This is a genomic window from Dyadobacter sp. CY327, assembly GCF_021390415.1.
GTDB lineage: Bacteria > Bacteroidota > Bacteroidia > Cytophagales > Spirosomataceae > Dyadobacter > Dyadobacter chenhuakuii.
Genome location: NZ_JAJUXJ010000001.1, coordinates 1,973,376 through 1,994,011, shown reverse-complemented (window position 1 = coordinate 1,994,011; position 20,636 = coordinate 1,973,376). Strand labels below are relative to the sequence as shown.

General features: G+C 45.7%; 22 protein-coding genes. 16 read left to right on the top strand and 6 right to left on the bottom strand.

Features of this window, described 5'->3' with window-relative positions; translation table 11 throughout:
• Positions 1–12 precede the first annotated feature (12 nt).
• From LZG74_RS08345 to LZG74_RS08335, 3 genes are all read right to left on the bottom strand, one after another.
• The gene (locus LZG74_RS08345; RefSeq protein ID WP_233796095.1) at positions 13–810 is read right to left on the bottom strand and encodes a ParA family protein; all 798 of its coding nucleotides are present in this window, start codon (positions 808–810) and stop codon (positions 13–15) included.
• Positions 811–975: 165 nt separating this feature from the next.
• Positions 976–1,998, bottom strand: coding sequence for a radical SAM protein (locus LZG74_RS08340; protein WP_233796094.1), 1,023 nt, complete (start codon positions 1,996–1,998; stop codon positions 976–978).
• A gap of 77 nt (positions 1,999–2,075) precedes the next feature.
• Positions 2,076–2,537: an Lrp/AsnC family transcriptional regulator gene (locus LZG74_RS08335; RefSeq protein ID WP_233796093.1), complete on the bottom strand. Its 462-nt coding sequence runs from the start codon at positions 2,535–2,537 to the stop codon at positions 2,076–2,078.
• A 173-nt stretch (positions 2,538–2,710) separates the two neighbouring features.
• Here LZG74_RS08335 and ald point away from each other — a divergent pair, with 173 nt between their 5' ends.
• From ald to LZG74_RS08315, 4 genes are all read left to right on the top strand, one after another.
• Positions 2,711–3,823, top strand: a complete 1,113-nt coding sequence (ald, locus tag LZG74_RS08330; protein WP_233796092.1) for an alanine dehydrogenase — start codon at positions 2,711–2,713, stop codon at positions 3,821–3,823.
• Positions 3,824–4,035: 212 nt separating this feature from the next.
• On the top strand, positions 4,036–4,245 hold the full coding sequence (locus tag LZG74_RS08325; protein ID WP_233796091.1) for a hypothetical protein: 210 nt from the start codon (positions 4,036–4,038) through the stop codon (positions 4,243–4,245).
• A 42-nt stretch (positions 4,246–4,287) separates the two neighbouring features.
• Positions 4,288–6,063, top strand: coding sequence for a DEAD/DEAH box helicase (locus tag LZG74_RS08320; protein WP_233796090.1), 1,776 nt, complete (start codon positions 4,288–4,290; stop codon positions 6,061–6,063).
• 64 nt (positions 6,064–6,127) lie between these two features.
• Positions 6,128–6,646: a DinB family protein gene (locus LZG74_RS08315; RefSeq protein ID WP_233796089.1), complete on the top strand. Its 519-nt coding sequence runs from the start codon at positions 6,128–6,130 to the stop codon at positions 6,644–6,646.
• Here LZG74_RS08315 and LZG74_RS08310 read toward each other — a convergent pair.
• Together LZG74_RS08310 and LZG74_RS08305 are read right to left on the bottom strand one after the other, a co-directional pair.
• On the bottom strand, positions 6,643–7,518 hold the full coding sequence (locus tag LZG74_RS08310; RefSeq protein WP_233796088.1) for a zinc dependent phospholipase C family protein: 876 nt from the start codon (positions 7,516–7,518) through the stop codon (positions 6,643–6,645). The genes LZG74_RS08315 and LZG74_RS08310 overlap by 4 nt on opposite strands.
• Positions 7,463–7,807, bottom strand: coding sequence for a hypothetical protein (locus tag LZG74_RS08305; protein ID WP_233796087.1), 345 nt, complete (start codon positions 7,805–7,807; stop codon positions 7,463–7,465). Before LZG74_RS08305 ends, LZG74_RS08310 begins: the two co-directional genes overlap by 56 nt.
• Before the next feature lie 208 nt (positions 7,808–8,015).
• Between LZG74_RS08305 and LZG74_RS08300 the strand changes: the two genes are divergently transcribed.
• Entirely contained in the window at positions 8,016–8,420 is a 405-nt protein-coding gene (locus LZG74_RS08300; protein WP_233796086.1) for a Dabb family protein, read from the top strand.
• A gap of 66 nt (positions 8,421–8,486) precedes the next feature.
• Here the strand turns inward: LZG74_RS08300 and ung are convergent, their stop codons facing one another.
• Entirely contained in the window at positions 8,487–9,152 is a 666-nt protein-coding gene (gene ung / locus LZG74_RS08295) for a uracil-DNA glycosylase (protein ID WP_233796085.1), read from the bottom strand.
• Between the two features lie 151 nt (positions 9,153–9,303).
• On the opposite strand from ung, the gene apaG reads away from it, so the two are divergent.
• The 11 genes from apaG to LZG74_RS08240 all read left to right on the top strand — a co-directional run bounded on the left by apaG (position 9,304) and on the right by LZG74_RS08240 (position 20,570).
• Positions 9,304–9,690, top strand: a complete 387-nt coding sequence (gene apaG / locus LZG74_RS08290) for a Co2+/Mg2+ efflux protein ApaG (RefSeq protein WP_026630324.1) — start codon at positions 9,304–9,306, stop codon at positions 9,688–9,690.
• Between the two features lie 43 nt (positions 9,691–9,733).
• Positions 9,734–10,510, top strand: a complete 777-nt coding sequence (locus LZG74_RS08285) for an O-methyltransferase (RefSeq protein WP_233796084.1) — start codon at positions 9,734–9,736, stop codon at positions 10,508–10,510.
• Between the two features lie 105 nt (positions 10,511–10,615).
• Positions 10,616–11,587, top strand: a complete 972-nt coding sequence (locus tag LZG74_RS08280) for a DUF2157 domain-containing protein (protein WP_233796083.1) — start codon at positions 10,616–10,618, stop codon at positions 11,585–11,587.
• A complete protein-coding gene (locus LZG74_RS08275; protein ID WP_233796082.1) occupies positions 11,584–12,729 on the top strand; it encodes a hypothetical protein in 1,146 nt (381 codons plus the stop codon). Before LZG74_RS08280 ends, LZG74_RS08275 begins: the two co-directional genes overlap by 4 nt.
• Before the next feature lie 52 nt (positions 12,730–12,781).
• A complete protein-coding gene (locus LZG74_RS08270) occupies positions 12,782–13,759 on the top strand; it encodes a glycoside hydrolase family 43 protein (RefSeq protein ID WP_233796081.1) in 978 nt (325 codons plus the stop codon).
• Between the two features lie 86 nt (positions 13,760–13,845).
• Complete coding sequence (locus LZG74_RS08265) at positions 13,846–15,894, top strand: T9SS type A sorting domain-containing protein (protein WP_233796080.1); 2,049 nt, start codon at positions 13,846–13,848, stop codon at positions 15,892–15,894.
• A gap of 87 nt (positions 15,895–15,981) precedes the next feature.
• Complete coding sequence (locus tag LZG74_RS08260) at positions 15,982–17,040, top strand: endonuclease/exonuclease/phosphatase family protein (RefSeq protein WP_233796079.1); 1,059 nt, start codon at positions 15,982–15,984, stop codon at positions 17,038–17,040.
• Between the two features lie 131 nt (positions 17,041–17,171).
• Positions 17,172–17,954, top strand: a complete 783-nt coding sequence (locus LZG74_RS08255) for an EcsC family protein (protein WP_233796078.1) — start codon at positions 17,172–17,174, stop codon at positions 17,952–17,954.
• Positions 17,955–18,002: 48 nt separating this feature from the next.
• On the top strand, positions 18,003–18,791 hold the full coding sequence (locus LZG74_RS08250) for an ABC transporter permease (protein WP_233796077.1): 789 nt from the start codon (positions 18,003–18,005) through the stop codon (positions 18,789–18,791).
• Position 18,792: 1 nt separating this feature from the next.
• Positions 18,793–19,557 (top strand): ABC transporter ATP-binding protein, encoded by a 765-nt coding sequence (locus LZG74_RS08245; protein WP_233796076.1) that lies wholly within the window; start codon positions 18,793–18,795, stop codon positions 19,555–19,557.
• A 95-nt stretch (positions 19,558–19,652) separates the two neighbouring features.
• On the top strand, positions 19,653–20,570 hold the full coding sequence (locus tag LZG74_RS08240) for an MlaD family protein (protein ID WP_233796075.1): 918 nt from the start codon (positions 19,653–19,655) through the stop codon (positions 20,568–20,570).
• Positions 20,571–20,636 lie beyond the last annotated feature (66 nt).

Sequence of the window (20,636 nt, the reverse complement as noted above, 5' to 3'; positions counted from 1 at the left end):
TTCAATCATTTATCAGTTTACACCCATCGACCTGTCCGAGGACAGCAAACCATTTTTAGTAAGAATTTCCCTGGCCAGATTCAGATAGCTCACCGCTCCCTTGCTGTCCGCATCCTGCGCCATCACGGGGATTCCGTAGCTTGGCGCCTCGCTGATGCGTACATTTCGAGGGATAATGGTGTTGAAAACCAGGGATTCAAAATGGCTGGTCACCTCGTTCACAACCTGGTTCGAAAGCCGGAGCCGCAGGTCATACATGGTAAGCAGGATGCCTTCAATGATCAGTCCTGTGTTGAGACGGGATTGAATAATGGTGATGGTATTCAACAACTTACCCAATCCTTCCAATGCAAAATATTCACATTGAACCGGGATAATGACCGAATCGGCCGCGGTAAGGCTGTTGATCGTGATAAGCCCTAGCGAGGGCGAACAGTCTATAATGATAAAATCGTAGTCTTCGCGAATCTCGGCAATAGCGTCTTTCATGCGCTGTTCGCGGTTTTTGAGATTGATCATCTCTATTTCCGCACCTACGAGATCAATGTGTGAGGGTAATAAATTTAGATTCGGAAAATCGGTTTCCAGGATAATGTCCGCCGTTTTCGCCTGCTCCACCATGCATTCGTAAATGCTGTTTTCCATCTCCTGCGGATTGAAACCAAGTCCGGAAGTTGAATTGGCCTGTGGGTCAGCGTCTATGATAAGCGTACGGAATTCCAGCGCCGCCAGACTAGCCGCCAGATTAATGGCAGTTGTCGTTTTTCCTACTCCTCCCTTTTGGTTTGCAATTGCAATTACTTTGCCCATGTATTCATTTGAGTTACCCAAGGTCAAATTTCTATTATTCGGGGCAATTCACCAAAAAATGTTCCACGGAGTTTTAAATAAATCATTCAAGCAACTGCCATTCAATTAGTTAGTTGACATTATTATTTAATTAAAAATAAAAACAAAGCCTTTTTGAGAAGTGTTTCACGCCCAGACCTGCGTTCCTTCGGTGCAGTTTTTACACATTTCAATCTCCGAACGCGAGCGGATCAGTGATGCCCGGAAGTCGCTGTATTTTTTGCCTTTCCAAAGCTGGCGGAATGTCTCGCGCTTCATATCGCCGAGCTGATATTCGGCGTCTTTGTCAAAGCAGCAAGGCACCACGGCACCATCCCAGGTGATCACGCACGAATGCCACATCTTCCAGCAATGGTCTACAAATTTGTTTTTGATTGAATAGCGGCCGCTTTCGGCTTTTTCGTAGCGGGAATATTTGTCAATGGTCGGGATAAGGTCCGAACCTTCTTCATAGTCATAGATCTGAGCCGTTTTCAAACCCACTTCATCCACACCCATTTCCTCAGCCAGTTTTTTCACATCTTCAATCTGGTGCTCATTTGGTTTAACTACCAAAAACTGGAAAATCACATGTGGCGTGGCCGATTTCAGCTCCTTTTTCCATTTGATAATGTTGCGCGTTCCTTCCAGAACCTTTTCCAGATTCCCGCCAATGCGATATTGCTTATAAACGTCTTGCGTGGTGCCGTCAATGGAAATAATCAAACGATCCAAACCGGACTCGACCGTTTTCTTCGCTTTCTCGTCCGTCAGGTAATGTGCATTCGTGGAAGTAGCCGTATAAATGCCTTTGTCATGCGCGTATTGAACCAGTTCAAAAAACTTTGGGTGCAGATAGGGCTCGCCCTGGAAGTAAAAAATCAGGTATAGTAATGTGTCGGCAAGCTCGTCAATAGTCTTTTTATATAATTTTTCTTCCATCATCCCGGTCGGGCGTGTGAAGGACCGCAGGCCGCTCGGGCACTCCGGACAGCGTAAATTACAGGAAGTGGTTGGTTCGAAAGAAATGGCGATCGGCATGCCCCAGTGGACCGGGTTACCCGTTGCTTTTGAATAAAAATAACTGCTTAGTATCTGAATGGCGTTCCAGGCCCTTTTGGGAGTGACCTTGGACATCAGGTTCAGCCCATCTTTAAAATTTTTATTCATTATTTGTGGCTTTGGGCGACTGGCAAATGCTAGCTGCCTATTAATCAGGGAAATCAAAAAGAAATGTTGCAGCCGCGCTACACCACCGAGATTCCCGTCGTGTACTTGATTTCGGAAATTACGAAATAACTGCTGATGTGTAACACACTTTTAAGGGCAGAAAGTTTGTGCTGGTAAAATTGATTGTATGCCTCGGCATCTTCCACGATCACTTTAAGCATATAATCGAAGTTTCCCGAAACGACCGAACATTCGAGCACTTCGCTCATTTGTACAATCGCCTGGTTGAAATCCTCGAAGCTTTCCTTCCGCTGTTTATCCAATGTTACATTACAGTAAACCACCAGCGCTTTGCCCAGCTTGCGGCGGTTAAGGAGGCAAACATACTTATCAATGATGCCTTCTTTTTCCAGCTTGCGGATCCGCTCGTGAACGGGCGTCACCGACAAATTAATCCTGCTCGCTATCTCCTTGATTGTCAATTGAGAATCAGTTTGCAGCAAATCCATTATTTTACGATCCGTGAGGTCAGGTTGCATACAGTTTTTTTTATTACCCGGTCTACATTTGAGAAGTTATAAGCCGAATATTTTCTTACAAATGTGATCAAAAATAGTTTTTTTTACTGTCCTTATGCTTCCCGATAGCATCTTTTTTCTACAAAAACTACTTTTGCGAACTTCGAAATTCTACACTAAAAACATACTTCCCAATGATCATTGGTGTCCCCAAAGAAATCAAGAACAATGAAAACCGCGTAGCCGTCACCCCCGCCGGAGTAACCGAATTCCGCAAACACGGACACACCGTATATGTACAGGCGGAGGCAGGCAAAGGCAGCGGTTTCAGCGACGAACAATATGCAGAAGCCGGCGCGACGATCCTCAGCAGCATCGAAGAAGTCTACGCCATCGCTGAAATGATCATCAAGGTAAAAGAACCGATCGCCAGCGAATACAGCCTCATCAAAGAAAACCAGCTCCTCTTCACTTACTTCCACTTTGCCTCTTCCGAACCACTAACACACGCCATGATCGAGCGTAAGGCCGTTTGTCTGGCTTACGAAACGGTTGAAAAAACGGACCGCAGTTTGCCATTGCTGGTTCCTATGAGCGAAGTGGCCGGAAGGATGGCGATCCAGGAAGGGGCCAAATATTTAGAGAAACCGATGGGCGGTTTCGGAATTCTCTTGGGTGGCGTTGCGGGTGTGAAACCTGCTAATGTGCTCGTACTGGGCGGCGGGATCGTAGGAACACAAGCTGCAAAAATGGCTGCGGGACTGGGTGCCAATGTAACGATCGTGGACATTAGCTTGCCAAGATTAAGATATTTGGAAGACATTATGCCTGCGAATGTGGACACCGTGATGTCCAACGAATACAACATTCGCGAGCTGATCAAAAGCACAAACCTCATCATTGGCGGTGTGCTGATCCCGGGAGCGAAAGCGCCTTCATTGATCACACGCGAAATGCTTAAACTTATGAAACCCGGCACCGTAATGGTGGATGTGGCGATTGACCAGGGCGGATGTTTTGAAACTTCCAAAGCAACAACCCACGAAGATCCTATATATGAAGTGGACGGAGTTGTGCACTATTGCGTGGCCAACATGCCCGGCGCTGTGCCCTACACTTCTACCCTCGCCCTGACAAATGCAACATTGCCTTATGCATTGCAGCTCGCCAACAAAGGCTGGCAAAGCGCCTGCGCCACGAGCGAAGAGCTGCGTAAGGGCTTGAATGTCGTAAACGGAAAGGTGGTTTTCAAAGGCGTTTCGGATGCCTGGAACCTTCCGTATACAGACGTGCAGGAAGTTTTTTAATACCAAACCTAGCTAAGGCAACCTGGCTGGCTGTAAAGCCGGTCAGGTTTTTTCATTTCCCGAAATATTACAATTAATTTCGTCTCAGTATTGCAATTTCGAAAGTTATCCTTACTTTTGCATAAAATTTGAACGAACATCCGTTCGTCTCTCTGCTTCTTACACGGTTTAGCACTTTATAGATCCGCTACCAACCTTTAAAATTCGCCTGGTTGGCACACCGTTCTCATGCAGGACCCCACGGATGGTTTGTGGTGGGCTTTGCGCAATCCCCTTTTGAATTAGTTTACGATTTGGCTTTGAGTTTTTGGTTGTGGGACAGTTTTACCGTTTCCGACTTCGACCCATCGAGCCTGCTGACCTACGATACGTTTTCTGTTACGGCGATCCGCAGCAGCATTCAAATGACCGTAACAATTTGACTATCTTTTATTTACCCAAGAATTAATACAAAAATAAATATAATGACTACTGAAAATTTCGAAACTTTCGAAGAGCTTGGCCTCTCAGAAAACATCCTTAAAGCCCTTACTGAAATGGGTTTTACTAAACCCTCACCCATACAGGCACAAGGAATTCCCGCAGTAATGCAGGGATCTGACGTGATCGGACAAGCACAAACAGGAACCGGAAAAACGGCAGCGTTTGGTATTCCCGTGCTGGAAAGAATTGATGTATCCAATAATGCCGTTCAGGCACTTGTGCTTTGCCCTACCCGCGAATTAGCGGTGCAGGTTTCCGAAGAAATTGGCCGTTTGGCTAAATATGTAAAAGGATTAAGAATTGAAGCAATCTACGGTGGCGATTCTATCGACCGCCAGATCCGCTCCCTTAAAAAAGGTGTTCACATTGTTGTAGGAACTCCTGGGCGTGTGATGGACCATATGGAACGCAAAACGTTGAAATTTGACGAAGTGCGCATGATGGTGCTTGATGAAGCAGATGAAATGCTGGATATGGGTTTCCGCGAGGACATCGAAAGCATTCTGGCAGATATGCCGGCTGACCGTCAGACGATCTTGTTCTCAGCAACAATGTCTAAGCCGATTATGTCAATCACAAAACGTTTCCAGACCGACCCTATTTTGATCAAAGTGGTTCGTAATGAGCTGACTAACGTGAACATTGAGCAGGTTTACTTCGAAGTGAAGCCACAGGCTAAGGTGGAAGTAATGACGCGCCTGATCGACATGCACCATTTAAAATCGCTTTTGGTTTTTTGTAATACCAAAAGAAAAGTGGACGAAATCGTTGAAGATCTTCAATTGAGAGGATATGCTTCGGAAGGTATTCACGGCGATTTGCGCCAGCAGCAACGCAGCAATGTAATGAGCAAATTTAAGGCAGGTGTAACAACCATTCTTGTGGCTACGGACGTTGCAGCACGCGGAATTGACGTAAGCGGACTGGATGGCGTGATCAACTTTGACATTCCATTAGACGAAGAATATTACGTACACCGTATCGGCCGTACAGGTCGTGCCGGATTGTCCGGAAAAGCATTCTCACTGGTTGCCCGCGATGAAAAATATCGTTTGAAAACCATTGAAAGTTTTACCAAAGTGAAAATTGAAAAAGGAGTAATTCCTTCTTACGAAGATATCGTAGGTGTGCGTAAGGCACGTTTCGTTGAAAGCATTTCTGCTTCTATCAAAGAAGGCGACGATCAGGAGCTTTTCGGCGACGTATTGGAAATGTTGCACCATGCAGGTTATTCTACCGAGCAGGTTGTAGGCGCTATGGCTAAGCAGATCATGGGCGTTCAGAAGAACGAATATGCAGATGCTAACCTGGCTTGGGAAGAAAGACGTGGCGAACGCGACGGACGCAGAGAAGGCGGCAGCGACAGATTTGAGCGCCGTTCATCAGGAGGAAGCCGTTTTGGAGATCGCAGAGAAAGCGCTCCACGCGGAAACGACCGTTACGCTCCCGCAGCGCGCGGAGAATCACGTCCAAGATTCGAAGGCGGCCGCGACGAATCGAAACGTTCGGCTACACCGGAAGCTGGCATGACGCGCTTGTTCCTGAGCCTTGGCCGTAAAGATCACATTTTGCCAAAAGATATCGTTGGAGCCATTGCCGGCGAAGCGAACATTCCAGGTAAAACGATCGGTGCGATTGATATTTATGACAAATTCACATTTGTAGATGTTCCTGAGCGTGATGCCCGTGCGGTTTTGCGTGCAATGGACGGCAACACCATTAAAGGTAAGCCTGTACAAATTGATATCGCTAAATAATTAAGCTTAGCACATTTAAGAAAAGGGACTTGTAACAAAGTCCCTTTTTTTGTTATTTTTCGGTATGCAAAATCAACCGAAACCCGAGGTCTGGCTCAGAGGGCCACTCCCTGAAATATCCGATTTTCTGCAGCCCGCAGCCCACGCACTTTTGCAAGCGCAGGAAGAAATCAATGCAGAACTCAGCAATTTCCCCGTTGCATTGTTATGGGAACGCCCGGCAGATGTGGCGTCTGTTGGCTTTGATTTACAACACCTTACCGGCGTGCTCGACCGTCTTTTTACCTATGCCAGGGCTGAATCTCTGAGCGAAAATCAGCTTGCCTATTTGAAATCCGAGGGCCAGCCACTATCGTCCACATCGGCTTTGAACGAATTACTCGACGCATTCAACAGACAGATTCTCATCGCGCTAACACAACTCAAACACACTGACGAAGAGACGCTTACGCAGATCCGTTACGTGGGCCGGGCCATGTTACCATCCACACATCTGGGCTTGCTGTTTCACGCGGCCGAGCATACGCAAAGGCACACGGGCCAGCTGCTGGTAACTTCCCGCATGTTGAAACAAAGCGCTTAATCCTCACTTTCGGGTCTTATATGCAGGAGACGTCTGATCCAGGACTGGCTTTCAGTTTGTTGATCCGGCTTGTCTGTTTCCGTTAAAGAATCCTTCAACTGGCGCAGATCCGGCTGACCGGCGTTGATCCAGCATGTGAACCAGATGTCGGCCACCATTTTTATAGAAGCTCTCATGCGCCGCTCAACCTGCCGGTCGAGCGTTTCGTGGTAGCGGGTTGAAAATTCCAGTGAATAAGTCCGGGTAAGTACATTGTTACGAAGTTCGTAGCTAAACTTTTTTTCAGCCGGAAATGAAGCACTAAGCTGCTTTTCAAACAGAAAAACAGAATCTGTTGCGGCGTGTGACTCGGCCACGGTCTGCCACGCAATATTGGCAACATTATCCTGATACCTGGCCTGACCGATCCATAAGTCATAGTTTTCCGCAAACAACTCAGGCAACCGCGATTCCCAGAAGCCATGAATGCCTTCCTGACCGGTTAGTTGTCCATTATAATTCCGGGTTGTATGCAAAGGCACGTGGGCATCCGCAATGTAGTGCCCAAGATCTGCCGATATTCTAAGAATCCGACGCGCGTCTTTTTCTTTAAAGGCCTCCGTAAGCTGATAGGCAGCTGTTTGAATATACCAGGGAACAATGCCATGCTTGCGCAAGCTATCCTCGCCCATGCGCTTTACCGCCTCGTTCCAAAATTTCGGCAGCACCAGCACAGCACTGTCGCCATAGACATCCAGATCAATATAATGCCGCTCGGCCTCTCCTACCACAGCGTATCGGCGGCGGTCCGGGTTGACCGCATTTTCTGTTATATAATCAATGTTCTTTTTGTAGAAAACCTGCATTTCGGGTGGCAGGCGAAATACAGCCATACGATTGATCCGCTTGTGCGCCCAGAATCCCCAATGCGGTTTGCCGGATGTCAAAGCGAGAAAAATTAGCATTACCACGCTCATTTTCAGCCAAAAATGCCTCTCGAAAGCATTTTTCTTGAAAAAAAATTTCTTGCATCCAGATTTTACTGCCATATAATGTTTTGAAGGCCATTTTTAAGGCCTTTAACCTCTTTAGACGCTTTTTGCAAAAAATGGTCACATGAACGAGTATTTTGAAAACGCTCATTTTGCTGGTTGCACAAAATTCAACTGAATTTTGCCGCATTTATCTCTGAGTTAGCATTAAATACACATCCCGGCCTCCTGCGGCCTCCCAAACTAAATTCTGCATTCTGAACATTGTACTCAGGTTTCTTTTGCCGAATGCAAGAAAATCAGAATAAGTTATATTTAATATATAAATAATGCAATTATTAATTATTCGTTTATCTTTGTATCAAGAAAATTTAGAATGATTATCAGATTTTGAAATAATGAGAACCAGAAATAAAACATTAGGATATTTAGTACCCGTTTTTGCATTGTGCGTTTTTATGCTGCTGATTTACGGTGCGTATGTTCCTCACAAACCAGCTGAAATTCAGCGCGTAGTTTGTATCAAGTTTAAGCCGGGAACAACTAACGAGGACGTTGAAAAACATTTGCGTGATTTTGCTTCCATGAAAAACGCAGTGAAGGATGTAGTTGCCTATTCAGCAGGTCACGTTCAGAAACTGGAAGGAAGCGAAGAGCAGTTTGATGTGATCCATTACCTGACATTCAGAACAAAAGAAGGCGCAGCACAATATGCAGCGAATGCCGATCGCAAACAATTTGTGAAGGCTAATGAAGGAAATTGGGACAATGTATTGGAAATGAATTCCAACATTGAAAAGTAATTTACAATAGTAATAGGAGTGAAAATCTTAAAAAGAGTCGGGTATCCCGGCTCTTTTTTTTCGTTTCTACCAATTGATCGGCTCCAAGCCTTTGCTTTCGAGATAAGCATTAGCCTGACTGAAATGATGGTTACCGAACCAGCCTCCCCCGTTTGCCGACATGGGAGACGGATGTTTTGATTTCAATACAAAGTGATTTTTGTCATGGATAATGCTTCCCTTATCCTGGGCATAACGCCCCCAGAGCATAAAAACCACATTCTTTTTCTCGTCGGACACGCATTTGATAACAGCATCGGTAAATCGTTCCCATCCCTTGTTCTGGTGTGACCCGGCTTTCCCGCTTTCCACTGTTAATGTTGCATTAAGCAATAATACGCCCTGTTTCGCCCACCTTTCCAGATTACCGGAATTAGGAATGGGCTTACCCAGGTCGCTATTGATCTCCTTGAAAATATTGACCAGCGAAGGCGGGATACGCACGCCATCATTCACCGAAAAGCAAAGTCCGTTTGCCTGTCCAAAACCGTGGTAAGGATCCTGGCCTAGTATCACCACTTTACAGTCTTCAAAGCTGCAATAATTGAATGCATTGAAAATTTGTTTCGCCGGCGGAAATATCTGTTTCGTGCTGTATTCCTCTTTTACAAAGCTCACAAGCTCAGTGAAATACGGCTTTGCAAACTCCGGTTCCAGCCTTTCTTTCCACGATTGCTCTATTTTTACGTCCATCTCATCGTTTTTAAAACCAAACCCAAATTATATTATTTTGTTTTGGTTTTATCAGTAATTGATTGTTATTTTCGTTTTAGCAGAAGTAATGCAAATACAGCTCCGGCTGCTTCCCCATACCAACGCAAAACGCCCAAACACCCTCATCCATATGGTTTCCAAAGTGACAGATGGTGTGAAAGTCACCGTATTAACTGAGTATCAGCCCGATTATTCCAACCCGGGACAAGATCATTTTGTATTTACCTACAAGATCCTGATTGAGAACCACAGCGAGCATACTGTTAAACTTTTAAGAAGGCACTGGCTTATTTACGATGCGAACGGAACCGTACGCGAAGTGGAAGGCGCTGGCATTGTGGGACTGCAACCGATCCTGGAACCAGGGGATGTGCATGATTACGTGTCGGGATGCAACCTTCGTACAGACCTGGGCAAAATGGCCGGAACGTATCTGATGGAACGTGTACTCGACGGCCGCCAGTTCCGCGTGATCATTCCCGCATTCTCCCTGATCGCACCTTACAGAATGAACTGATCAACCGCCCGACTTCGGTTTTGGTTTACTAAATATCTTACCATTGATTGCTGCCTATTTAAAGTATTTGCTCCGCTCCGGTAACGAGCATTCCATTCATTCGCCTTTCCTTTTCGAACTTTACACGCAGGTTATTGCGGCAAAAAAGGATCAGAATCCCGAATATGAGGTTTTGAAAAAATTGCGCAAAGAACTGCTGGCATCCAATGAGCGAATCAACATTCTGGATCTCGGCGCCGGCTCGCGGGTGAATAAATCCAACCTCCGCAAAATCGGCACGATTGCTAAGAATGCCGAGAAGCCCGAAAAATTCGGAAAGCTCTTCAACCGCCTCGTGCAAAGATTTCAGCCCAAAACCATTCTCGAACTGGGCACTTCACTGGGGCTGACAACATTATATTTATCAAAAGCAAAGCCGGATGCAAGAATCCTGACTTTCGAAGGCTGCCCGGCCACAGCGCAGGTTGCACGCCATAACTTTGAAAAACTGGATGCTGAAAACATTGACATCGTGATTGGCAACATTGACCAGACGCTACCCGAAACATTAAAAAAGCTGAATCCGTCTTTGGATTTCGCCTATTTCGACGCCAATCACCGCTACGAGCCAACTGTCCGCTATTTCCAGGATTGCCTCCCCTACATGCACAACGATTCGGTCTTTATTTTCGACGACATCTACTGGTCCGATGAAATGACGCAAGCCTGGGAATTCATCAAAAAACATCCCCGGGTAACGTTAACGGTCGATTTATTCTGGATCGGGCTGGTGTTCTTTCGGCAGGAGCAGGTGAAGGAAGATTTTACATTGAGATTTTAATAAAACCGTAACATAACCGGGCCGCTCCGTTGAATAAATAAGCGCTGTTCTTGTAAGCATTCTTCTTATTATTGCCAGCTCTACTCATCCTCTTTTTTCCACGGAATGAATACGCAAACCATCCTGAAAGCCTTCGTTGAGAAGGCCGTCATATCCGAAGAACAAGCTTCAATCATAGCCGATTACGAGCAAAAAAAGGCGTTTTCGCTGCATTGGGAACTGCGCTCGATCCTTTACCTGGGAATTGTTCTTTTCAGCTCCGGCATCGGGGTTATTATTTATGAGAACATAGATACCATTGGTCATCAGGTGATTATCGCTTCAATTGCCGCCTTTACAGCCTGGTGCTTTTATTACACTTATAAGCATGCGCTTCCTTACAGCAACGAAAAAGTAAGCAATCCAAAAAAACTCGCCGATTACATTCTGCTGCTTGGCTGCACGACGTTCCTGGTTCTGGAAGGTTACCTCCAATTTCAATACAACATTTTTGGGACGCGGTACGGACTCGCGATCATTATTCCGACCCTGATTTTCTTTTTCTGCGCTTACCGTTTCGATCATAAAGGAGCCCTTTCCATGGCCATTACGGGACTTGCGTCATGGCTTGGTCTTACTGTGGCGCCGCTGGCTGTGCTTTCACAAAATGATTTCACGGATAACCGCTTACTCGCCACGGCTGTCATTCTCGGCTCGATCCTGTGCGCATTCGGCTGGGCATCAGAAAAACGGAACATTAAACACCACTTTGCATTTACCTATATTTTCCTGGGAGGCAATCTGGCGGTTCTGGCGGCATTGACCGGCATTTTCAGCGATCGCGCAGAATTCATCTATATGCTTGTGGGACTAGCCCTTTCCGTATTCTTCATCCAGCGCGCCCGCCTCACACAATCACTCATTTTCCTGCTCATAGGCGTCGTTTATGGCTACATAATCCTTACACATTTTATTTTCTCAAATATCGTTTCAGAAGACGCTTCTTTCGTTTTCGGGACGTTTTATTTCGCATTCACCAGCATAGGCGTTGTTTTCTTTCTGCTCAATTTTAAAAAATTCTTAGGGATCAAAAAATGAAAAAAGCCTACAACGAAACCTGGATTGAAAATCTGCACATTCTCAATAAAGCCGAACATTGGGCAGCTAAGAAGCTGCTGACCAGAGAACAGCTCGACCAGGCGGAAAAAGCATTTCCCCAGCAATTTTACCGGCCCGGCATTTTTGTAAAAATCGGGCTATTCATTTTCACACTCATCGCCTGCTCTTTTGCCTCGGGGTTTATATCCATGTTCATCATTGGCGACGGCGGGCAGGAAAACATTTCCGTCATCAGCCTTTTCTGCATGGCAGGGTTCCTATTCTTTTTGGAATTTTTGATCAAAAAAAGAGGCTTGTATCACTCCGGAACCGACAATGCACTGCTTTATGCTGCCCTTGGCGCAGCGGCAATCCCTATTTTATCGCTTTTTCAGGATCTTCAAGTCTGGCAATTCTGCATCATTTTCTTTGCTATCACATATGCCGCCACACTCCGTTACGCAGACCTGCTGACGGCCGCCGGCTCTTTCCTCATATTGATTTTAATGTTGGGAGATATGATGATGAAGTTTCCGATCGGCAAAGCGATCCTTCCTTTCGGAGTAATGATCCTTTCCGCGCTGGTTTATTTGATTGTGAAAAAAATCAAAAGCAGCTATTACCACGACTGCCGGAAACTGATCGAAATTCTGGCACTGGCTACGTTTTACCTGGGTGGGAATTATCTGGTTGTCCGCGAAGGCAATGCTATGCTGAATAACCTGAATTTGCCTTTCGCACCTCAAATTCCATTCGCTCAAGTCTTCTATTTCTTCACAATCGGCATCCCCGTTGCATACATATTCTTTGGATTAAAAAAACACGATCGTGTTCTACTGATTACCGGGCTGCTTTCGCTGGCATTGTCCGTATATACTTATAAACATTATTTCAGCCCGTTTACGCCTGCACAGGAACTGGCGATAGCCGGAATGGCCATGATCATCCTGTCTGCCGCTGTCATTAAATATCTGCATACGCCCAAACACGGCTTATCCGATGAGCAGGAAGGCAAACGTAAGCTGGCCAATCTGGAAGCCATTTTAGTGGCGCAACATCTTGGTCAGACGCCGGGTGAGGATGGTAATGTTGAATTTGGCGGTGGAAATTTTGGCGGCGGCGGTTCGGGAGAGACCTATTAATTGGGCAAAAATTCAGAACTTAGCCAGGTACTTTTCTTGCTTAGTCCTAAAAATGAAAAAACCTATTTTGTCCATTGCGCTGCTTTTATGCGGCATAAGCACTTTTGCGCAAACCATCCAAAAAACCGCAGGCAACCCCGTCTTTCCAGGATGGTATGCTGATCCTGAGGGAATTATCTTTAACAAAAAGTTTTACATTTATCCTACATTTTCTGCACCGTACGAGCAGCAGGTGTTCCTGGATGCTTTTTCGTCCGAAGACCTGCTAACCTGGAAAAAACACCCCGCTATCCTGGACACAGCGGCTATCAAATGGGCCAAACGTGCAGTATGGGCTCCTTCCATCATTGAAAAAGACAAAAAATACTATCTCTTTTTCGGTGCCAACGACATTCAGAATGATCAGGAGAAAGGCGGCATCGGTGTAGCCGTTTCGGACAGCCCGGAAGGCCCTTTTAAAGATCATTTGGGAAAACCACTGATCGACAAATTCCACAACGGTGCGCAGCCCATCGACCAATTTGTGTTCAAAGACAAGGATGGGCAGTATTATTTGTTTTACGGCGGCTGGAAGCATTGCAATGTGGCGAAGCTTAATAAGGATTTTACCGGCTTTGTCCCTTTTGAAGACGGCACCATCTTCCGCGAAATAACGCCCGACAACTACGTAGAAGGGCCATTTATGTTTATCAAAAATGGAAAATATTACTTCATGTGGTCGGAAGGCGGCTGGACAGGCCCTAATTATTCGGTTGCATATGCCATTGCCGATTCTCCTTTCGGGCCTTTCAAAAGAGTGGGCACGATACTGAAGCAGGACCCGCAAGTGGCAAGAGGCGCGGGACACCATTCCGTTATCCAGATTCCGGGCAAGGATCAATATTACATCGTTTACCATAGACGCCCGTTGACCGAAACCGATGGAAATCACCGCGAAACATGCATTGATGTCATGACATTCAATGATAAAGGTGAAATTAACCCTGTAAAAATCACGAAAGAGGGTGTCGGCGCGGTTACATTGAAGTGACAAAAGCTGATTAAACTTCATTCAATTTACTAATGCACAGCGCAACTGACTATATTTGTTTCTTATCAATAAAAAGTCAGTTGCCTGTGAAATTGAATGTTCTACCCCTAAGAATTCTAAGACCGCTTTCTAGTTTTAGCATCAAGTTCTTTCTATTTTTTGCTACAACTGCGTTTTCAGGCAACATTGTCAATGCGCAACGCTTTTCTTCCGTTGTATTCAGCAAGCTCCCCCAGGATTTACAATTATATCCGCGCAATGCACAAAGCGAAGCCGTAATCCCTATCTCCGGTTTTACAGAAAAGGCGGGCTACAATTACATATCTGTCCAGGTTTTCAGAAATGAAACTTTGCAGAAATACCTAAGGGCCGACATCAAATATGACAAAGGCATCGGCTCTTTTACAACGGAGGCCAAGATCAAAGCCGAGCTTGCCAATTATCATTTCAAAGTATATCTCTGCAAAACCAGCGATTCCACAATGGTTGTGGAGAGGAAGAATGTTGTCAGCGGGGATGTGTACGTGCTTTCGGGGCAATCCAATTCAACCGGCTTTTTCACCGAAACCGATACCAGCACTTTTTCCCGCACTTTCGGCAAGATAACGGCCGATCTCAACACCGGACCTTACAATGCTGCCGACACATTATGGGCGTTTTCCAACCAGGACCATTATGATTACGGCGTAGGCACAATGGGTCTGGAAATCCAGAAACAACTGATCCGGCAGTCCGGTGTTCCCAATTGCCTTATTAACGCGGGTTTTCACTGGTCATCGGCCTTCGCACACGCGCAAAGGACCGAAAGCAATCCCGCCGATCTCCGTAATGGTTATGGCCGGATGCTCTACCGCTTGCAAAAAGGCGGAATGGCCGGCGCCGTGAAAGCGTACATTTTTCGCCAGGGTGAAACCGAGGCTTACCATGAAGGTGGTAACTGGCCGGAAAATTTCGCAGTGCTGCGAAATAACTTGAAAAAAGACCTGCCTAGCCTGGGCAAAATTTATGTGTTCCAGATCGATGTGATCTATTTCGCATCCTCTGTCGGCGCGGAAGTGAGGGATTACCAGCGCAGGCTACCCAGCATTTATCCGGAGCTCCGATCATTGGCAACGGTAGGAACGCAGCAGTTTGACGGACTGCATTATGGAAAAGAAGGGAACAAACAGGGCGGCCTGGAACTATCCAGACTGATAGCCCGCGATTTTTACGGGTTAAAGGATACGGCGAACATTAACTCGCCCAATATCAGGAAGATATTTTATAAAACTCCGGAAAAAAAACAGGTGATACTGGTCTTCGATGAAGGTCAAGAGCTGGTGTATCCTGAGCCTTACAAGCCCAATGGCCAAGTTACCCTGGACATGAAGGATTTTTTCTATTTCAATGGTGAATCCGGTTCTGTTGCCTCTGCAAAAGCAGATGGTAACCGCATAATCCTGGAATTAAAAGCTCCTCAGCAAGCCACAACCATGGACCTGATGCCTATGTACACGCCTGAAAACGGCCCTTACTATCCGCTGAATGGTCCATTTATCAAAAATCAATTGGGCATGCGCGCTTTCACTTTCTTCAAGGTGCCGATTGGAGAAAGTCTGGCAACACCCGAGCTGGCAGCCGAAATTGAATCCACCGGAGGCAGCGTAAAACTCTCATGGAAAAAAGTGAATGCGGTTGCTCAATTTGTGCTGGAAAGAAAACGCGACGACGAGCCTGATTACGAGACAATTGCAACATTGGACAGCGCAACTTATATTTATCTTGATAAAAATACCGCTGAGGCAAAAAAAATAAATTACAGATTAAAGGGTGTAAGCAGCGCTTCTGAATCAGCAGATTACGGTTATGCAGAAGTTGAATACGAACTGATAACCGGGGTTGAAAAGGATGATGAAGCCATGTTCACAGTGTTTCCTAACCCTGCCCGTAAAGGCGAACAAGTGACGGTTAGAATGAAAAAGCCGGTCGATGGAACATTGTCATTAATCAATGTTAATGGCCAGTCACTGAGCGACGAGCGTATCTTGCAAAGTGATGAAGCATTCATCCGCATTCCCGAAAATGCAGCAGGCAACCATATCGTCAGATTGAAAGCCGGGGACAAAATCTGGTCCAAAAAAGTGCATGTGCGATAGCAAGGCGTAGAAAGGGGCATTACAGGCCGAACAATTTGTTTGTGGGAAATTAAAAACGATATTTAGAAAATTTTTTTGCACCCATAAATGCACTCTTTTAAATACGCACTGGAAATCTTCGGCGCTATAATCGTCTTGTTTTCCGTTATCCCGCTCATTCGCAACGACTTCTGGGCATTCCGGGTTTTTGAATATCCCAGGATTCAAAAATTATTCATAAACCTGTTGATCGTCATCCTTTACATTTCGCTGTTCCGGATGGGCGGTACTTTTGAAAAAATCTTCACAGCTGTCATCATTGCGAATGCGCTTTATCTGATGTATCAGATCTTTCCATTCACTTTCCTGGCAAAGAAAGCGCTTCTGAAAGTTTCCAAGCGGGATCCGGATAATCAAATCAGCATCATTTCGTCCAATGTTTTTCAGGACAACAAAAACACAGCCGGATGCATTGCTATGCTGAAAAAGCACGATCCTGATCTTATTTTGCTGCTTGAAACAGACCAGTACTGGAACGATGGCGTGCAGGAGCTTAATGAGAAATATCCGCATCAAGTGCTTGTGCCTCTGGAAAATACCTATGGTATGCTGCTGTATTCCAAACTGGAACTGGTGGGCGCAGAAGTCCGCTATCTTGTTGATGAAGAGATCCCTTCCATTAAAACGCAGGTAAAACTTACCTCCGGAAAACTGATCCAATTGTACTGCGTACACCCTACTCCGCCAGTGCCGGGAGAAAATATGTACTCCACCGAAAGGGACAAAGAATTGCTGCTGGTTGCCAAGGAAGTAAAAGGCCAAAATGCCCCTATCATTGTCGTAGGAGACCTGAATGACGTCGCGTGGTCGTATACGACGAATTTATTTACAAAAATTAGCGGATTACTGGATCCGAGACGCGGAAGAGGCTTTTTCAATACTTTTCATGCCAAATATCCTTTCCTGAGATTCCCCCTCGACCACGTTTTTTGCTCCACCGATTTCAAGCTGCTGCACCTGAAAAGGCTCGAAAACTTTAATTCCGACCACTTCCCTATCCTCATTGCATTGCAGTATGAAGAAATGGCGGATCTGCAACAGGAAGAACCGGAAGCAGATCAGGAAGAAAAAGAGCTCGCGGAAGAAAAGATTAATAAGGTTACCTGATAACGTGGCTGTACATTGCAGGAGTTAGTAAATCCTGCTTGCAGCGGGATTGGAATGATTTTTGTAACAACGCTTCATGATTACATGAAGTATTGATTCCCTTCTATCCCACTTTAATCTTTTGTTTAAATATGCATTACCAGACATATGAGGAAACAATAACGCCTGAATTGCATAAATGGCAGCAAAAGATGCAAAAGCGGCCAAATCTGGTAGATAGGACATCGAAAGCGGTTCAGGACAAAATCAATGACATTATTCCGGATAAGGTTCATGCCGTTATCACTTCCACGATCAAACAAATGACGCGTGCGGTGCTCACCGGAGCAGAATTTACCACAGCGCTGCCGGCACCCAAGAACTCACTGGAAGAAATTGAAAGAGAGGTTTCCAGGCGCATTGAATTTTATAAAAAAGCAGGAGCCGCAGAAGGCGGCATCATCGGCGCAGGGGGATTTGTACTTGCACTGGCAGAATTCCCGATCCTGATCGCCATTAAAATGAAGCTTCTGTTTGAGATTTCCGCATTATACGGGCATTCAGCGGAAGATTACCGGGAACGACTTTTTATACTTCATATTTTCCAGCTGACATTTTCCAGCCAGAAACAGCGCCAGAAAGTGTTTGAGCAGATCATTCAATGGCAGGAGAAAAGCCAGGGGCTTCCTTCCGACATTCACCAGTTCGACTGGAAAACATTTCAACAGGAATACAGGGATTACATTGATCTCGCGAAAATGGCGCAGCTAATTCCCGGGATCGGTGCAGCTGTGGGCGTCATTGTGAATTACCGGCTCCTGAATCAATTGGGCAAAACAGCGATGAATGCTTACCGCATGCGCTGGTTTGAAGAGCGGACGTTACCGGCCGCAAGAAGACAAGAACAATTGCCGTCACCGGCTCAGAACCAATAAAGTATACCAATAAGAGTTACCCTTTGATCCACTTTGCATAAAAATTGAATGAGCGCCAATCAAAAGGAAAAAGTTTATACAAAAGGCCTGGATTCGGCTTTACTGGCAGTTTACAACGGTTACATGTTTTTCCTGCGTTTTTTCCGGGAAGCCTTTCGCGGCCGGATGGAATTTCAGGAACTGGTCAAGCAATGTTACGCGATCGGCAATAAATCATTGTTGCTGATCGGCCTTACCGGCTTCATTACCGGAATGGTATTTACCAAGCAATCCCGCCCGTCACTGGCCGAATTCGGCGCCGTTTCCTGGCTGCCGTCTCTGGTTGCGATTGCCATTGTGCGCGCCCTGGCCGCATTGGTTACGGCATTGATCAGTGCGGGGAAGGTTGGGTCCAGCATTGGTGCCGAGCTGGGTTCCATGCGCGTGACCGAGCAGATCGACGCTATGGAGGTTTCGGCTGTTAACCCTTTCAAATTTTTGGTCGTGACCCGCGTGCTCGCATCTACGATCACGATTCCGATCCTGATGTTTTATTGTACGGGCGTAGCGCTTATGGGTGCTTTTCTGAACGTCACATTGAACGAGGGCACGAGTTTCAGGGCGTTTTTTGAAAATGCTTTTGAACAAATCACTTTCCTGGATGTAGGAACCTCACTCGTAAAAGCGATTGCTTATGGCTTTACGATCGGGATTGTGGGTTGTTACCAGGGTTACAATGCGAGCAAAGGAACGGAAGGTGTGGGTAAGGCTGCGAATTCGGCAGTCGTAATTTCCATGTTCCTGATCTTCATCGAGGAGGTCATTATTGTTCAGGTTTCGAATTATTTCAGAATATAAAATGGCAGAAATCAACCAAAACGAAGAGCCGGTCATTGAGATCAAAGATCTTTACAAATCATTTGGTGATCTGCACGTGCTTCAAGGAGTCAATTTGAAGGTGGATAAAGGCGAGAATGTTGTGGTCCTCGGCCGGTCTGGAACGGGTAAGTCAGTTTTGATCAAAATCATTGCCGGGTTATTAAAACAGGATAGCGGCGTTTGCAATGTCCTGGGCCGGGAAGTTGCTGAATTAAATCAGAAAGAGCTGACAGACATTCGCCTGAAAATCGGTTTTTCATTCCAGAACAGCGCATTGTACGATAGTATGACGGTGCGGGAAAACCTGGAATTTCCGCTGGTAAGGCATGTGAAGAATCTTTCAAAAGCGGAAATCAACGAACAGGTGGAATATGTGCTGGACGCCGTTGGCCTGTTGCAGACCATTAACCAGGTTCCTTCGGAATTGTCGGGCGGACAGCGGAAGCGGATCGGCATTGCCAGGACACTTATCCTCAAACCCGAAATCATGCTTTACGATGAGCCTACCGCGGGACTTGACCCTATAACCTGCCTGGAAATTAACCAGCTGATCAATGAGGTGAAGGAAAAATATCACACAAGCTCTATCATCATTACCCACGACCTGACCTGCGCCCGCGAAACCGGAGACCGGATCGCGATGCTGCTGGATGGCAAGTTCCTGAGACAGGGCACATTTGAAGAAGTATTTGCCACAGACGAAGAAAGAATCAAAAGTTTTTACGATTATAATTTTATTCAATAATGGAAACATCAGCCAGAAAACGCTCCATAACAGTCGGACTTTTTGTTATAATAGGCTTAATTATCTTCATAGTAGGGATCCTTACGATTGGAAGTATGAAGAAAGTATTTTCTTCAACAATCTCCGTCAAAACGTTGTTCGATGACGTGAACGGGCTGAAACAAGGCAATAATGTCTGGTATTCGGGGGTAAAGATCGGGACAGTGAAGACCATTCGCTTTTTGTCTAATTCCAAAGTCGAGGTTATCCTTCACATTGAGGAGAAGTCGCAGGAATTTGTCCGCAAGAATGCGAAGGCCAAGGTTAGCACAGACGGACTGATCGGTAACAAGATCATTGTCATTTACGGCGGAACGCAAAAGGTGCCTTCCATTGAAGATGGCGACGAGCTGGTGGTTGAAAAAATGGAAAGCACGGAAGAGATGCTGGCCGTTTTGTCTGAAAACAACAAAAACCTGCTGGGCATTACGAGCGCGTTTAAAACGATCAGCAAGAATATTCTTGAAGGAAAAGGAACGGTGGGAATGCTGCTGAACGATGAGCGGCTATATAATGATGTGGATCAAACGCTCGCCGCACTGAAAAAAGCATCTGTGAATGCACAGACCATGACAGCTTCCTTGTCCGGATTTACAGAAAAACTGAATCAAAAAGGCGGTCTGGCAAATGATTTTGCAACCGATACAGTGATCATGCGGGATCTGAGGACCACTATTGGCAGATTGAACGAAACAGTAACTTCTGCAAACGGAATGGTCGACAACTTGAAAACGGCGAGTGAGAACCTTAATTCCAACAGGACAAGTCCGTTAGGCGTATTACTACACGACGAAACGACGGCGAGCAATTTGAAAGGAACATTGCAAAACCTGGAAAGCAGCACGGAAAAGCTTGATGAAAACATGCAGGCGCTCCGTTCCAATTTCCTATTCCGCAGGTATTTTAAGAAAAAAGCCAAGGAAGAAGCAAAACAACCTGAGAAAGAGGCAGTAAAAGATTCAGTGAGCCAGTAAATAATTTCATATTTTTGTAAATATATTTCGTAAACCACAGCTCAATTGAAAAAGCTATAACCTCTA

What these genes read in the sequence shown, in the direction of transcription:
- LZG74_RS08245 (WP_233796076.1), top strand. Translation starts at nt 18,793, where the DNA reads ATGGCAGAAATCAACCAAAACGAAGAGCCGGTCATTGAGATCAAAGAT.
- apaG (WP_026630324.1), top strand. Translation starts at nt 9,304, where the DNA reads ATGGTTTCCAAAGTGACAGATGGTGTGAAAGTCACCGTATTAACTGAG.
- LZG74_RS08250 (WP_233796077.1), top strand. Translation starts at nt 18,003, where the DNA reads ATGAGCGCCAATCAAAAGGAAAAAGTTTATACAAAAGGCCTGGATTCG.
- LZG74_RS08335 (WP_233796093.1), bottom strand. Translation starts at nt 2,537, where the DNA reads ATGCAACCTGACCTCACGGATCGTAAAATAATGGATTTGCTGCAAACT.
- ald (WP_233796092.1), top strand. Translation starts at nt 2,711, where the DNA reads ATGATCATTGGTGTCCCCAAAGAAATCAAGAACAATGAAAACCGCGTA.
- LZG74_RS08280 (WP_233796083.1), top strand. Translation starts at nt 10,616, where the DNA reads ATGAATACGCAAACCATCCTGAAAGCCTTCGTTGAGAAGGCCGTCATA.
- LZG74_RS08255 (WP_233796078.1), top strand. Translation starts at nt 17,172, where the DNA reads ATGCATTACCAGACATATGAGGAAACAATAACGCCTGAATTGCATAAA.
- LZG74_RS08310 (WP_233796088.1), bottom strand. Translation starts at nt 7,518, where the DNA reads ATGGCTGTATTTCGCCTGCCACCCGAAATGCAGGTTTTCTACAAAAAG.
- LZG74_RS08345 (WP_233796095.1), bottom strand. Translation starts at nt 810, where the DNA reads ATGGGCAAAGTAATTGCAATTGCAAACCAAAAGGGAGGAGTAGGAAAA.
- LZG74_RS08260 (WP_233796079.1), top strand. Translation starts at nt 15,982, where the DNA reads ATGCACTCTTTTAAATACGCACTGGAAATCTTCGGCGCTATAATCGTC.
- LZG74_RS08275 (WP_233796082.1), top strand. Translation starts at nt 11,584, where the DNA reads ATGAAAAAAGCCTACAACGAAACCTGGATTGAAAATCTGCACATTCTC.
- LZG74_RS08270 (WP_233796081.1), top strand. Translation starts at nt 12,782, where the DNA reads ATGAAAAAACCTATTTTGTCCATTGCGCTGCTTTTATGCGGCATAAGC.
- ung (WP_233796085.1), bottom strand. Translation starts at nt 9,152, where the DNA reads ATGGACGTAAAAATAGAGCAATCGTGGAAAGAAAGGCTGGAACCGGAG.
- LZG74_RS08320 (WP_233796090.1), top strand. Translation starts at nt 4,288, where the DNA reads ATGACTACTGAAAATTTCGAAACTTTCGAAGAGCTTGGCCTCTCAGAA.
- LZG74_RS08315 (WP_233796089.1), top strand. Translation starts at nt 6,128, where the DNA reads ATGCAAAATCAACCGAAACCCGAGGTCTGGCTCAGAGGGCCACTCCCT.
- LZG74_RS08305 (WP_233796087.1), bottom strand. Translation starts at nt 7,807, where the DNA reads ATGCGGCAAAATTCAGTTGAATTTTGTGCAACCAGCAAAATGAGCGTT.
- LZG74_RS08340 (WP_233796094.1), bottom strand. Translation starts at nt 1,998, where the DNA reads ATGAATAAAAATTTTAAAGATGGGCTGAACCTGATGTCCAAGGTCACT.
- LZG74_RS08240 (WP_233796075.1), top strand. Translation starts at nt 19,653, where the DNA reads ATGAAGAAAGTATTTTCTTCAACAATCTCCGTCAAAACGTTGTTCGAT.
- LZG74_RS08300 (WP_233796086.1), top strand. Translation starts at nt 8,016, where the DNA reads ATGAGAACCAGAAATAAAACATTAGGATATTTAGTACCCGTTTTTGCA.